General features: G+C 65.2%; 12 protein-coding genes. 5 read left to right on the top strand and 7 right to left on the bottom strand.

The window, feature by feature from the left end:
• Position 1: 1 nt before the first annotated feature.
• Positions 2-904: a sulfate adenylyltransferase subunit CysD gene (gene cysD, locus V474_RS05030; protein ID WP_059150382.1), complete on the bottom strand. Its 903-nt coding sequence runs from the start codon at positions 902-904 to the stop codon at positions 2-4.
• Between the two features lie 106 nt (positions 905-1,010).
• Here cysD and V474_RS05035 point away from each other — a divergent pair, with 106 nt between their 5' ends.
• Entirely contained in the window at positions 1,011-2,099 is a 1,089-nt protein-coding gene (locus tag V474_RS05035) for a helix-turn-helix transcriptional regulator (RefSeq protein ID WP_059150383.1), read from the top strand.
• A gap of 13 nt (positions 2,100-2,112) precedes the next feature.
• Here V474_RS05035 and V474_RS05040 read toward each other — a convergent pair whose 3' ends face one another.
• Together V474_RS05040 and V474_RS05045 are read right to left on the bottom strand one after the other, a co-directional pair.
• A complete protein-coding gene (locus tag V474_RS05040) occupies positions 2,113-3,030 on the bottom strand; it encodes an acyl-CoA dehydrogenase family protein (RefSeq protein WP_059150384.1) in 918 nt (305 codons plus the stop codon).
• On the bottom strand, positions 3,030-4,175 hold the full coding sequence (locus V474_RS05045; protein ID WP_059150385.1) for an acyl-CoA dehydrogenase family protein: 1,146 nt from the start codon (positions 4,173-4,175) through the stop codon (positions 3,030-3,032). The genes V474_RS05040 and V474_RS05045 overlap by 1 nt, the downstream gene beginning before the upstream one ends.
• Positions 4,176-4,359: 184 nt before the next feature.
• Between V474_RS05045 and V474_RS05050 the strand changes: the two genes are divergently transcribed.
• The 4 genes from V474_RS05050 (at position 4,360) to V474_RS05065 (ending at position 8,396) form a co-directional block, all read left to right on the top strand.
• Positions 4,360-4,674: a Rieske (2Fe-2S) protein gene (locus tag V474_RS05050; protein ID WP_059150386.1), complete on the top strand. Its 315-nt coding sequence runs from the start codon at positions 4,360-4,362 to the stop codon at positions 4,672-4,674.
• 492 nt (positions 4,675-5,166) lie between these two features.
• A complete protein-coding gene (locus V474_RS05055; protein ID WP_059150387.1) occupies positions 5,167-6,360 on the top strand; it encodes an acyl-CoA dehydrogenase family protein in 1,194 nt (397 codons plus the stop codon).
• Position 6,361: 1 nt separating this feature from the next.
• Positions 6,362-7,378, top strand: coding sequence for an acyl-CoA dehydrogenase family protein (locus V474_RS05060; RefSeq protein ID WP_059150388.1), 1,017 nt, complete (start codon positions 6,362-6,364; stop codon positions 7,376-7,378).
• 49 nt (positions 7,379-7,427) lie between these two features.
• Positions 7,428-8,396, top strand: a complete 969-nt coding sequence (locus tag V474_RS05065) for a cation diffusion facilitator family transporter (protein ID WP_059150389.1) — start codon at positions 7,428-7,430, stop codon at positions 8,394-8,396.
• Between the two features lie 68 nt (positions 8,397-8,464).
• Here V474_RS05065 and V474_RS05070 read toward each other — a convergent pair whose 3' ends face one another.
• The 4 genes from V474_RS05070 to V474_RS05085 form a co-directional block, all read right to left on the bottom strand.
• Positions 8,465-9,496, bottom strand: a complete 1,032-nt coding sequence (locus V474_RS05070) for an alpha-ketoacid dehydrogenase subunit beta (protein ID WP_407938313.1) — start codon at positions 9,494-9,496, stop codon at positions 8,465-8,467.
• Positions 9,493-10,491 carry a thiamine pyrophosphate-dependent dehydrogenase E1 component subunit alpha gene (locus tag V474_RS05075; protein WP_059150390.1) on the bottom strand — a complete coding sequence of 333 codons (999 nt, stop codon included), beginning with the start codon at positions 10,489-10,491 and terminating at the stop codon, positions 9,493-9,495. Before V474_RS05075 ends, V474_RS05070 begins: the two co-directional genes overlap by 4 nt.
• Before the next feature lie 180 nt (positions 10,492-10,671).
• Positions 10,672-11,007: a hypothetical protein gene (locus tag V474_RS05080; protein WP_059150789.1), complete on the bottom strand. Its 336-nt coding sequence runs from the start codon at positions 11,005-11,007 to the stop codon at positions 10,672-10,674.
• 233 nt (positions 11,008-11,240) lie between these two features.
• The gene (locus V474_RS05085) at positions 11,241-13,778 is read right to left on the bottom strand and encodes a penicillin-binding protein 1A (protein ID WP_059150391.1); all 2,538 of its coding nucleotides are present in this window, start codon (positions 13,776-13,778) and stop codon (positions 11,241-11,243) included.
• Positions 13,779-13,852 lie beyond the last annotated feature (74 nt).

The raw sequence follows: 13,852 nt of genomic DNA on the forward strand, positions 1-13,852 counted from the left end.
GTTAGAAATAGCCCTGCTGCTTCTTGACTTCCATGCCGGCGCCGCCGGCATCCTTGTCGATGGCGCGGCCCTGGCGTTCCGAGGTGGTGGTGAGCAAGGTTTCCTGGATCACCTCGGGCAGCGTCGTGGCCTCGCTCTCGACTGCGCCGGTCAGTGGGTAGCAGCCCAGCGTGCGGAAGCGGATCGAGCGCATCACCGGCACTTCGCCGGGTTCCAGCGGGAAGCGGTCGTCGTCGACCATCAGCAGCATCCCGTCGCGCTCCACGGTCGGGCGCTTGTCCGCGAAATAGAGCGGCACGATCGGAATATCGTTGAGGTGGATGTACTGCCAGATGTCCAGCTCGGTCCAGTTCGAGATCGGGAACACCCGGATCGATTCGCCCTTGGCCTTGCGGGCATTGTAGAGGTTCCACAATTCGGGCCGCTGGTTCTTCGGATCCCAGCCATGCGACGAGGTGCGGAACGAGAAGATGCGCTCTTTGGCGCGGCTCTTCTCCTCGTCGCGGCGGGCGCCGCCAAAGGCCGCGTCGAAGCCGTATTTGTCGAGCGCCTGCTTCAGACCTTCGGTCTTCCACATGTCGGTGTGGAGCGCGCCGTGGTCGAACGGGTTGATGCCCTTCTCCACCGCCTCGGGGTTCTGGTAGACCAGCAGGTCCATGCCGCTGTCACGCGCCATCTTGTCGCGCAGTTCGTACATTGCCTTGAACTTCCAGGTCGTGTCGACGTGGAGCAGCGGAAACGGCGGCGGCGAGGGATAGAATGCCTTGCGGGCCAGGTGCAGCATAACCGCGCTGTCCTTGCCGACCGAATAGAGCATCACCGGTTTGTCCGCTTCGGCGACGACTTCCCGGATGATGTGGATGGCTTCTGCCTCAAGCCTGTCGAGGTGGGTAAGTGTCTTCATCAGGATCGCTCGTCCTTTGGCCTTGGGGGTGGCCCCCGGCTGTATCTGGGCTGCGAATCGCTTTCGCAGGGATGACTTTGCGGCAAACCTCCCATATGGGAGGGTTATGGCGCTGACCTCCTCCGACGAGACCGACTTGCTGCTCCCGCTGGTACGCGGGATCGGCGACACCGCGCAGTTTTCCGAGTTTCTGGAGCGGCTGCGTCGCCGCAGCGATGCCGAATACGTCTCCATAGTGATGAAGCAGGGCGACGGCCCGCACGCCCAGATCAGCGACTTCCATGCCGGCCGCGACCTGCGGGCAGCGACGCGCGAAGTCGATCCCTTCGAAATGCACGCGCTGGAACGCCTGCATTACGATCGACTTCGGCCGGGGCGCGTCTATTCGGTTGCCGAGTTCGTGGACCACGATCCGGTTTTCCGGGCCGAGCGCATGGAAAAGATGCGCCGCCTCGGCATCGCCGACGAGCGGGTGGTGCGCCTGCCGCAGATCGACGACACCAGCGCCTGGCTCATCATGGCACGCGCCCAGCCCTGCACCGGTGCCGACAGCGCCCTGCTCTCGTCGCTCGCACCCTATGTCGAGGCGGCGCTGCGCAGCTACGTCACGCTGGAGGCGCACCGCATCCGGGCGAGCGTCAGTTCGCAGGGCATGGCCCGCAGCGCCACCGCCTGGATGGCGCTGGACCACGAGGCAAGATTGCTGGCGATCGACCCGCGCCTGGACACATGGCTGCGCACGAACCTGGGCTACACGCCGCGAACCGGCGAGCGACTGCGCGAACTCGGCGTCCATGCGGAGCGGGAACTGAGCGCCGCGGCGATGCTTTTCGCCGCTGACGACCCGCCCTCACCGCGCGCGGTGGTGCTGCACGAACATCCCCGGCTCGAAGCGCTGCTGACCGCTACAAGCGACATGCCGGTGCCTTCGATGCTGGCGCTATGCCGCCTGCCCAACGCGCGCACCGCGCAGAGCGTCGAACGCCTTGCCCGTCTGTTCGACCTGCCCCCTCGCGAGGCCGAACTGGCGATCGCGCTGAACGAAGGCCAGTCGATCGCCGAAGCGGCCAAAACAATGGGCCTGACGTTGGAAACCGCGCGCAACTACTCCAAGCGGCTCTACACCAAGCTGGGCGTGCGCGGGCAGCCGGAATTGGTCCGGCTGGTGTGTGACAGCGTGGCGGTGATGGCGTGACGCAGTTTCGCCGCTATCCCCAGAGCGCGTCCGACGCCGCCAGCCCCTGCTCTCCGCGCCCCCCCAGTTCGGCGGTCAGAAGCTTGAGGCGGTAGGTCCACAGGTGCAGCGGATGCTCCAGTGTCATGCCCATGCCGCCCAGGAACTGATGGTAGTCATAACACACTTGCTTCGCCGCCTCCTGCGCATGAAGCAATGCCAGAGCCGCGTCCCCCCGGCTCCCGGTCCCGGCCGCGCGCAGGGCGAGCCAGTGGACGCTATTGGTCATCACCTGATCCTCGGCAAGCCGGTGGCGCATGCCCTGAAACGTCGCCAATGGCCGCCCGAACTGCTTGCGGTCGGACACATAAGCCACCGTGGCCGCCAAGGCCGCCGCCAGCAGCCCTGCCGCTTCCGCTGCGACCGCTACCCGCCATGCCCGCAGCACTTCGGCGGCGTCTACGTCGTGCGAAGTCATGCAATCCGGCAAGCCGGTCAGGAACGCCGCCGGATAGGCGTACAGCGTATCCACCTGCGCCGCCGCGATAATCCCGGCATCTGCCATAAAACTGCGCACGCCCGAGGGGCCCACGACAACCACGCTCGCGCCAGGCCGCAGGAAGCGGACCGGGCCGCCGATCCGGCCCTCCTCGACCAGGCACAGCGGGCGCGGCAACGCAAGGTCGATCAACGGGCGCACCATGACCGAAGCCGCAGCCTCTATCGCAAACGGCAACCGCGCCAGTTTCTCCACCACCAGCGCGGCAGTGACAGGGCCGAGTTCCTCGACCGCCATGACATCCAGAAACCCGCTCTCGACCAGCGCGGCGTCAAGGTCTGCGCTTTCCAGCACAAGCGACGCGTCGTGCATCGGCACGCTGGCGTAAGGCCGCGCAAGGGTGTCGATAAAGTCGAGGACCTGGGTCTGGTCCTCGCTGAGGGCAAGCTGCATCAGCGCGGTTCCCGGGGCAGTTCCAGCACGTCGCTGGCGATGATGTTGAGCTGGATCTCGGCCGACCCGGCGGCAACCCCGGCCACGATGCCGCGCTGGTGGTGCATCTTGAGGTAAGGCGATGCCCCGGCCAGCGCTTGAGGCACGAATTCGACCACGAATTCGCACACCGCCCGCTCGGCCATGACGGTGGCATAACGCGCGGAACTCGATTCCGCGCCGATCGAAAGGCCGTCGACCCGCTTTTGCACAACCGCGTAGTTCGCCGTGGCGGCCGCCTCGCATAGCGCCGCACAGCGCGCTGCCTCGATCCGCACATGTTCGCGGGCAAAACGGCTCTCGCCCTGCAGCATCGCCACCGCCCGGTCGAGCGCGGCGCGGGCAAGCGTGAAGCGCGGGATGCCCAGCCGCTCGTTGCGCAGCGAATAGGCGACGATCTCCCACGCCTGCCCCTCGTCGCCGAAACGGGCGGTTTCCGGCACGGTCACGTCGTCGAAGAACACCTCGTGGATGTCGCCCTCACCGATCAGCGACGGAATCTGCCGCACGGTGATGCCCGGCGTGTCCATCGGCACCAGAATGATGGTGATGCCCTTCTTGCGGTCGTCGCTGGTGCGGGTGAGCAGGAAGCAGGTGTCCGCCAGACCGGCGTAGCTGGTCCAGATCTTCTGCCCGTTGATGACGTAGCTGCCATCCCGCAATTCGGCGCGGGTGCGCAGCGCAGCAAGGTCCGAACCCGCGTCAGGCTCGGAGAAACCCTGACACCACAGAGACTGCCCCCTGGTGATCGGTTCGAGGTAGCGGGCTTTCTGCTCCGGCGTACCGTACTTCTGCAAAGTCGGGCCGATCCAGTTGACGTTCATGTACTGGCCGCCGCGCGGCTCGCCAGCGATCCACATTTCCTCGGCCAGGATCTGCTGTTCCCACGGGCCAAGCCCCTCGCCGCCCATTTCCACAGGCCAGTGCGGAAAGAGGATACCCGCCTCGGCGAGCTTCACGCAAAATTCGCGCGCAAAGGCAGTCAGCGCCGGGGACGCGGGGCCATGTTCCGAGAACTTCTCCCAGTCACCGGTCAGGTTGGCCTCCAGGAAATCCCGGATCTTGTGCCGGAAGGCGTCCTGCTCGGGTGTCCATTCGAATTGCATCGGCGCAGCGCCTCTCCTCTTGTGCCTTTCGTTAGGCGCAAGAACGCACGCGCCACAACATGGCCGCCGACGCAATCGCGGGTGCGATTGGCTCCGGGCCCTGCTCTGGCATCTGCAAAGCGCTTGCGGCATGACCGTGAAAACGGGACTGGGACCGAACGATGCAGAAAGTCGAAACAGCATAATGAGCGAACAGGCATTCGTCGCCGTGGCAAAGCTGGAGGAAATTCCGGCAGGCGGCAAAAAAGTGGTCGAAGTGAACGGCATCAGCGTGGTTCTGGTGAACGCCAACGACCGGATTTTTGCGGTCCGCAACTTGTGCAGCCACGCTTACGAGACACTGGAATGCGGCCGGGTGCGGGCGGGGTGGATTTCCTGCCCGGTCCACGGCGCCCGCTTCGATCTCGAAACCGGCAAGCCGCTGAACCCGCCCGCGACGATGCCGATCGAGACGTACGAAGTGCGAATAGACGGCGACACGATCGAAGTAGCCGCCTGACGCGACTTGACTTTCGTAACCAAATAGGTTATAAGCTGCGTCGTCGATTTCGGTCGACATAGCGGCGGGGCGGGGAGTGTGTAGCTGACACTTCATGCTTTTCCGCACATGGTCGGCGCCCGGTGGTGGACCGGACAAGCCGCAATCGGATGCGTGGATGAAAACGGGGGTATGCCCCCGGGACCGGCGGCAGGGGAGCGAGCCCGACCCGCCATCCCCGCGCACCACAGGGCCGTGCCTGAGAGTTTTTGAGGTTTGCCCCTCTCCGGCCGTTCGCGATTCACAGGCAAGCTCGACAAGCATGTCGCCTGATGCTGGCGGCCCCAGCGCCGGCCATACCCGTCCGCTGAATTTCCCTGGCGTTATCCCGCGTTCGCCGGCGGGCGACGAGCCGTACCCTCACCCGATGGGTGAAGCGTTGCCCTCGCGATATCGCCCACACGTACCGCTCGGTGTGGACGCCGGTCCGACCCCTGTGCTTGGACGGTGGCCATGACCCATACCCCCGACCTCGAAGCCCTGCGCCGCGAAGTACGCGATTTCCTGAGGGCAGAAGCCCCGGCGAACTGGCGCGATGCCAGCCGCACGCAAGACGACTTTGTTGCCACCCAGCGGCAATGGTTCACCAAGCTGGTGAAGGCCGGATTTGCGATCCCGCACTGGCCTGCGCGGTTCCCCGGCGGCGGACGCGGGCTTGCCGAACAGAAAGTGATCTACGAGGAACTGGCGAAGGCCGATTGCCCGCGCCTGCTACTCTCGTTCGTCTCCACCTATCACGCCTTCGCCACGCTCAACGAATGCGCCAGCGCCGAGCAGCAGGCCGAGTACCTCCCCCGCATCCTCGAAGGCGAAACCTGGTGCCAGGGCTTCTCGGAACCTGGCGCGGGATCAGACCTTGCCGCAATCAAGACCCGGGCCACGCGCGAGATGCGCGATGGGCGCGAGGTCTATGTCGTGAGCGGCCAGAAGGTCTGGTCGACGATGGCGCAGTTCGCGCAGAAATGCCTGCTGCTGGTGCGCACGTCCTCGGACGGACCCAAGCAGGCGGGCATCACCTACCTGCTGATGGACATGGATGCGCCCGGTGTGTCCGTGCGCCCGATTCACCAGATTCAGGGCGACGAGGAATTCGCCGAGATCTTCCTCGACAACGTCGAGATCCCCGTAACCCGGCGTGTTGGTGAAGAGGGCAAGGGCTGGGCCGTGGCGCAGACAACGCTCGCTTCCGAACGCGGCCTCACCCTGATGGAACTGAGCTACCGGATGCGCGGCGCCCTTGCCCGCGTGGCCACGCTGATCCGTGAGCACGGACATGACGAAGACCGCGGCGTTCTGCGCGACTTCGGCGAACTGGCGACGCAGGTAGACGCCGTCTGCGCCATCGCCGACCAGTTCCTCGACAACCGCATCAACGGCATCGAGCGCATGGGCGACGCCTCTATCGTCAAGAACAGCTACAGCCGCGCATTGCGGGCCTATGCGAAGCTAGGCCTGCGCCTTGGCGGGATGGCCGAACAATATGTCGCGCCGATCACCTTCGGCGATCTCAACACCGGTAACTGGATGGCGGACTTCATGAACTCCTACGCCTGGACCATCGCCGGCGGCAGCGAGGAAGTGCAGCGCAACATCATCGCCGAAAGGATGCTGGAAATGCCGCGCGAGCCGAAGGGCTGGGTGATCTGACATGATCGAACTGAACGAACTGACCGACGCAGCGCAGAAGGCCTTCCCGGCCAGCGCACTCTCCCCGTCGCGTGACGAAAGCTGGGGGCTGGTCGCGGAAATGGGCTGGCTGATGGTCCGCCTGCCCGAAGACGACGGCGGCCTTGGCCTGACCCGCGAAGCCTCCACCGCGATCCACTTCGAGATGGGCCGGATACTGGCGACCACTCCGCTGATCCCCGCACAGCTTGGCCTTCAAGCGGTACTGGCGAGCGAAATGCTGGCCGCCCGCGCAGGATGGCTCGAACGCATCGCCGGGGGTGACTACGTGCCCCTGCACCTCCTTCCCACGAAACTGGAGGCGGCAGCGGATGGTGCGATCTCTGGCACGGTCGGCGGCGTTTTCGACGCCGACATGGCGGCGGCGGCCGTGGTGCGCCTGCCCTCGGGCTATGCGCTGGTCCCAATCGACGCACCGGGCGTGTCGTTTGTGGAGCGCCCGATCTGGGATCCCAGCCGGCGCATGTTCGATCTCGTACTGGATGGCTATGCGCCCGATCCCGCGCTGATGCTCTGCGACGCGGCACGGGCCGGCCCGCTCCATGACGCGCTGGCACCCGAGGCACACCTCGCCTTGGCCGCCGACTGCCTTGGCGCCGCCAATGCCGCACTGGAGCTGACGATCGAATACCTCGGGATGCGCCGCCAGTTCGACCGGCCGCTTGCCATGTTCCAGGCGCTCAAGCACCGCGCCGCCGACATGAAGACCCGCATCGCCGCCGCCGAAGCCCTGCTGTGGGGCCGCGCTAGGGACAAGGACGCCACCCTCGTTCAATGCGGAGCAGCCAAGACGCTGGCGGCAGAGGCTTTCGCCTTCGTCACCGAAGAGGCGATCCAGCTCCACGGCGGCATCGGCCTGACGCAGGAACATCCGATCCACCGCTTCATGAAGCGCGCCATGCTGAACCTCCAGCTTTGCGGCTCATCCGTCTTGTGGAACGAGCGCGTCGGCCGCGAGGCATTGGCGAAGCTCGACTAAACCTTGGCATGATGGCGCAACGTCCGCAGGTCCTGCAAGTTACGCCGTCATGGCCACAGTTTCCGACCCTCCATCCGCCACCAAGGCGGGGCACCCTTCCGAAATCCGCAAGAACATCGTGCTCTACGGCGCGCTTGCCGCGAACATGGGGATCGCGGTGGCCAAGTTCGTGGCGGCGGGGATCGGCGGCTCCTCGGCTATGGCGACCGAAGGCGTTCACTCGCTGGTCGACAGCGGCAACCAGGTGCTGCTGCTTTACGGCCAGCGCAAGGCGAAGCGCGCGCCCGATGCCGCGCATCCCTTCGGGTATGGGCGCGAGCTGTATTTCTGGGCCTTCGTCGTCGCGATCCTGATCTTCGCGGGCGGCGCGGGCATCTCGATCTATGAAGGCATCGTCCATATCCGTGCCCCTCACCCGATCGAAGACCCGACGCTGAGCTACGTCGTGCTTGGCATCGCCTTTGCCATGGAGGGTACATCCTGGGCGCTCGCGGTGCGGGAATTCAACGCCGGGCGCGCCGGACAGAGCTGGTGGCAGGCCGTTCGCCGCTCCAAGGACCCGCCGGGTTTCATCGTGCTGTTCGAGGACAGCGCGGCCCTGATCGGTCTGGTCATCGCCGCGCTCGGCATCTGGGCGAGCGGGTACTTCGGCGATGCCCGGCTAGACGGCGCCGCCTCGGTTCTCATCGGCCTCGTACTTGCCGCCGTTGCCGTGCTGCTGGCGCGAGAATCGAAAGGCCTGCTCATCGGCGAAGCGGCCGACCCTGCCCTGATCGCGCAGTTGCGGGCGGTGATGGAGGGCAATGGCTCGATCACCTCGGTCAACCACGTGCGCACCGTCCACACCGGCCCCGACGCGGTCTTCGTGGCGATCAGTGCCGATTTCGTCGACGATCTGCCCATGGGCGAGGCGGAATCCCTGATCGAAGAACTGGAAACGCGCATGAAGGCGCTCTCACCCAAGATCACCTCGATCTACATCAGGCCGGAGAAACGCGAACAGGCGTTTGTGGAGTAAGGCGCTCCGCCGATGACGACTTGAAAAACCGGCAAAGCTCTCTCCCGCCGAAGCGGGAGAGGCCTAAGTCAGTCATATTCGCAAAGCGCCTTGGCGGCAGCGGCGATATCGGCCGGCTGCACGAGGAAGGCGTCTTCCAGGACCTTGGCGAACGGCACCGCGCTATAGGGCGCGCCCAGACGCCGTACCGGCGCCTTCAGCTTGCGGAACAGTTCTTCCTGAATCGTCGAGGCGATCTCGCCGCCCGGACCGAAATGGCGCACCGCCTCATGAACGACGATCGCGCGGCCCGTCTTGTCGGCGGAGGCGAGGACGGCGTCCTTGTCCCACGGTGACACCGTGCGCAGGTCGATGACTTCGGCGGAAATGCCCTGCTGCGCCAGTTCATCGGCAGCGGCTAGGCAATTGGCGACCATGCCCGAATACGTGATCAGCGAGATATGCGTGCCCTCGCGCGCCACCCGCGCCTTGCCGAGCGGGATCGGTCCCTGATCGGCAGCCACGTCGCCGGGCACGAACAGGGTGCGGCTGTTCTCGATGAACAGCACCGGATCGGGGTCCCGGATCGCGGAGAGCAGCAGGCCCTTGTAGTCCGCCGGAGTGGCCGGAGCGACCACCTTGATCCCGGCGGTGTGGGCGAACCAGCCCTCGTAATGGTCCGAGTGCTGCCCGGCGGTCTGCCAGCCCGCGCCCGTCAGTGTGCGGATCACAAGCGGGACGGTGCTCTGCCCACCCGACATGAAGCGCAGCTTGGCCGCGTGGTTGACGATCATGTCCATGGCCACGGTGATGAAGTTCATCAGCATGATCTCGGCCACCGGCTTGTAACCGGCCATCGCCGCGCCCACGGCGGCGCCCATGATCGACTGCTCGGCGATCGGGGTGGAGCGCACGCGCAGGTCACCGAACTTGGTCGAGAGGCCGCGCGTGGTGCCCATCACCCCGCCGCCTTCGCGGTCCGCCACGTCCTCGCCGAAGACGAGGACCTTGGAGTCTTCCTCCATGGCCTGGAACAGCGCGGCGGTGATCGCCGCCTGGCCGGTCATCTTGAGCATTTCGCCGGCCTGGGCCGGGGTTGCTTCTGCGGTATCGGCGCTCATGCCGGAATCTCCTCGGCAAAGACGTCGCGGCGCAGTTCGTCCACCGACGCGTATCCACTCTCGAAGGCGAAATCGATCGCGTCCTGAACTTCCGCCTCGATGCCCGCCTTCATCTCTTCCAGCTGCGCCTCGGTGGCGACGCCGGTGTCGATCAGCAGCTGGCGGAACAGGACCAGCGGGTCCTTGGCCAGCGCCTCGGCCTTTTCTTCCTTGGTCATGTAGGCGTCGTTGTCGCCGAAGACGTGGCCCATGAAGCGGAACGTCTTACACTCCAGCAGGGTCGGTCCTTCGCCGGCGCGCGCTCGCTCGATAGCGGCGTGGGCATGGGCGTACATCTCGAAGGGATCGTTGCCGTCGACGGTGTAGCCGGGCATGCCGTAGCCGATCGCACGCTTGGAGATGAAGTCCACCGAGGTGCCATTCTCGTACCGCGTGTGTTCGGCAAAACCGTTGTTCGAACACACGAAGATCACCGGCAGCTTCCACACCGAGGCAAGGTTGAGCGACTCGTGAAAGGCGCCGATATTGCTGGCGCCGTCGCCGAAGTAGGCAATCGTCACGCGCTTCGACCCGTCGAGCAGCGAGGCCCAGGCGAAGCCGTTGGCGATCGGCATCGAGGAACCGACGATCCCCGTCGTCACCATCACGCCCGTTTCGGGGTGGGTAAGGTGCATCGGGCCGCCCTTGCCCTTGCATGTGCCGTCGACGCGGCCGCAGATTTCGGCCCAGAGCGGACGCAGCGGCATTCCCTTGGCGACCATGTCATGGATGCCGCGATAGATCGTGCAGATCACGTCATCGTCGGTCATCAGGTTCGAGAGCGTGGACGGGATCACCTCCTGCCCGCGCGCCGAGTAATAAGGCGCGGTGATGCGGCCACGGCGGATCTGGGTCCGGGTGAATTCGTCGTTCCGCTCGATACGCACCATGCGGCGGTAGATGTCGAGCTGCGTGGCGGCATCGGGCGATGCCCTGTTTTCTGGCGTCTGGCTCATGAGTCCTCTCTCGAACAGCTTGGGCTGCTGAACACGCTGAACATTGGTTCAGTCACGCCCCCCGATGCAAGAGCGGGTGGACCGCCCCGGCGTTATCGTTACGTCGCTACAGGAGCCTCGGGCGATCACGCGAAAAGGCCCCGGAAAGGAGGGGCCTCCCGCTGTTCTGGAACCCCGGCCTCAGCCCTGCGGCACTACCCGCTCGCCATGTTCGGTGAACAGCGCGGTGTAGCAGGTGCCAAAGTCCTGCGCGTCGCTCTGGGTCAGTTCGCCACTTTTCGACGCGGCGCCCATCGCCCCCAGCAACGCCATCGGATCATCCGCTTCGATGTCGTAAATCGCGAGGAATTCGTTCTCGTCGCTGCCCATCAACCTGGCGGCGAGCTTGTAGCGCTGGGCGCCCGCCATGCCGAACTTGTTCACCAGCTCGGGCAGGTGCGTGTTGTCATACCACTCGTGGTATTCCGCCTCGCGGCCGGGCTGCGGGCGGGTGAGCGCGACAAGTTTCATTTTCATGGGCATCTTTTCCGGATTGCTTGCGCCGTTCAGCATTCGCCAGCCATCTGGACGTTGCAAGCGTCAGCTATCCAAGCACCAAAAGCATCGCCCCGCCGCACCGACGAAAGCAAGCTAACGCCCATTTTCGGAAAAAAGCTCAGGGGGTGCGGAACGGACTATTCAACTCTGGGCAGGGCGCCGCGCGGAACCGGCGCCTTATCCCGACTTGGTCGCAGCCGCCCCTGAAGGGATCAGTATACGCCGCCCTGCTGCTCCGCAAAGTTCCCGGCGTCGCCAGAGGCAGTGGCCTCCGCTGCGGCACGGGCATCACGCGCGCCTCGGATCTGGGATACCAGCGCGTCGCGGCGGCGGCTGAATTCGTCCTCGGCGGTGTACTGGCGCGGTTCCGTGTCGGGCTTGAAGGCTTCCCAGATTACGGCAGCCTTCGGGTCGTCGCCAGGCTCGACGCCCATGACCCGCTTGCCGGTCACACGGTCGATGCGAACCATGCGGATGCCCGACGGAGCGACAAAGGGCTGCTGCCCCCAACGCTTACGTGTGGCTTCCACTACGTCCTTGAAAATCGGCGCGGCGATGCGGCCGCCTTGAGCATAACCGCCCAGCGAGCGGGGCGCGTCGTACCCCATGTAGACGCCGCCCACGTAGTCCTGGTTGCCTCCCATGAACCACACGTCGGTCGGACCGTTGGTAGTACCGGTTTTGCCGAACAGCGGCAGCTTGAGGTCGCGCAGACGCACCGCAGTGCCGCGCTGAACCACGCCCTCCAGCATGTGGACGACCTGATAGGCGGTGTCGGCGTCGAGAACCTGCTTACCCTTGCGCGCAACCCGGGGCATCGGTTTGCCATCCCACTGGGGCATGTTGCAGGTATCGCAGCGGCTTTTGTCCGCGCGCCAGATCACCTTGCCATTGCGGTTCTGGACATAGTCGATGACCGAGCCCGAGAACTGCACGCCGTTGTTGGCCAGCGCGGCATATGCGTTGATCATGCGCGCCACGGTCGTCTCGCCCGCGCCCAGCGCGAACGAAAGGTAGTTCTGGTAGTCGCCGATACCGACGTTGTGGAATGTGCGGGTGACGCGCGCCATGCCGGCATCGTTGGCAATGCGCACGGTCATCAGGTTGCGCGACTGTTCCAGGCCCCAGCGCATGGTATGGCTGCCTGCGCCGCCTTCTCCACCGAAGTTCTTGAAGCACTTGTTGCCGAGGTTCGCGCCCTGGAACACGCAGAACGTACCGTCGAGCACCTGGGTCGCCGGGGTCATGCCGTTCTGCAACGCGGTGGCGTAGACAAAGGGTTTGATCGTGGAGCCGGGCTGACGCTCGGCCTGGACGGCGCGGTTGAACGAATCGATGCCGGCATCGAAGCCGCCCTGCATGGCGACGATGCGCCCGCTGGCGGGTTCCTCGATGACCATGCCGCCCGAAACCTCGGGGATCGCACGCAGCGCCCAGGTGCCTGCCGTTACCGGCGCAGCGGCAACCAGATCGCCGGCCTTGGCCCGCGCCGGAACGCCGGTCAGCGTGGCGATGTTGCCATCGGAGAAACCGATGCGGCCCGAACCACCGTCGGTCGAAGACCCATCAAGGATGACACCGACACGCCAGTCCTTGTAGTCCACCGTCTTGTTGGCGACGACCAGTTGCGATTGCCAGTTCTCAAGATCGTTGAGATGGGCGATCGGCCCTACCCAGCCCCGGTTGCCATGATAGCGCAGCAATCCGCCGCGGAGCGAATCACGCACCGCCTTCTGCATTTCGGGGTCGAGCGAGGTGCGCACCCACAGACCGCCGGCGTAGACGCTGTTCGGCCCGTCCTCGGCCTTCTCGCCGTACTTGTCGATCAGCCGGCGGCGCACTTCTTCGACGAAGTAGCCATTGGCGGGATCGAAATCGCTGCCCCGCTGGGTGACGAGACCGAGCGGCTCCGCCTTGGCGACAGCGGCCGCCTGCGGGGTCGCCCAGCCGTTGCGGACCATCTGATCGAGCACCCAGTTGCGACGCTCGATCGCGCGGTCTTCGTTCTTCTTGCGCCCGTAGACTTCGGGAGCGCGCGGCAGGATGGCGAGGAACGCGCTCTGGCTGAGCGTCAGGTCCTCGACGTCGCGGTCGAAATAGGCGCGCGACGCGGCCTGCACGCCGAACGAACGGCGGCCGAGCGGAATTTCGTTGAGGTAGAGTTCAAGGATCTGCTGCTTGGTCAGAACGCCTTCGATGCGGCGCGCGAGGACCATTTCCTTGAGCTTGCGGGTAACCGAATACTCGTCGCCGATAAGGATGTTCTTAGCGACCTGCTGGGTGATCGTCGAACCGCCCTTGGCGCGCGCGCCGGTGCCGAACTTCGCAGCATAGTCGACCACCGCACCGGCGAGACCGCCGATATCGACGCCGCCGTGGGTCCAGAAAGTCCGGTCCTCGGCCGAAAGGAAAGCGTTCACCATCGATCTCGGAAAATCGACGAAACGCAGCTGCACGCGCCGTTCGCGGGCGTAGGAATAGACGATCTCGCCGTCCATTCCGCGAACCATCGTCGGCAGCGGCGGCTGATATTCGAGCAGCTTGTTCGCATCCGGCATGTCGCGCGTCAGCACGATCCAGAAACAGATGAGGCCGATAAGGCCGGCCAGACACATGTAGATGAAGCGCCGCAGCCACTTGCGCATCCGCCATTGCCGTCCAATCGCGGCAAAACCGCCGGAAGCCTCGCGGCGGATGCGGAAGCTCGCGTCTTCGGACGGCTGCTCGCCGGGATTATTCGCGTCGGTCATTGCGCCGGTCCTCTAGCACGCCCTTTTCGCGCAAGGCCAGAGAGGTTGCGATGAATGTCCGATCTTCCGCTCAA

It is taken from the genome of Novosphingobium barchaimii LL02 (assembly GCF_001046635.1).
Taxonomy (GTDB): domain Bacteria; phylum Pseudomonadota; class Alphaproteobacteria; order Sphingomonadales; family Sphingomonadaceae; genus Novosphingobium; species Novosphingobium barchaimii.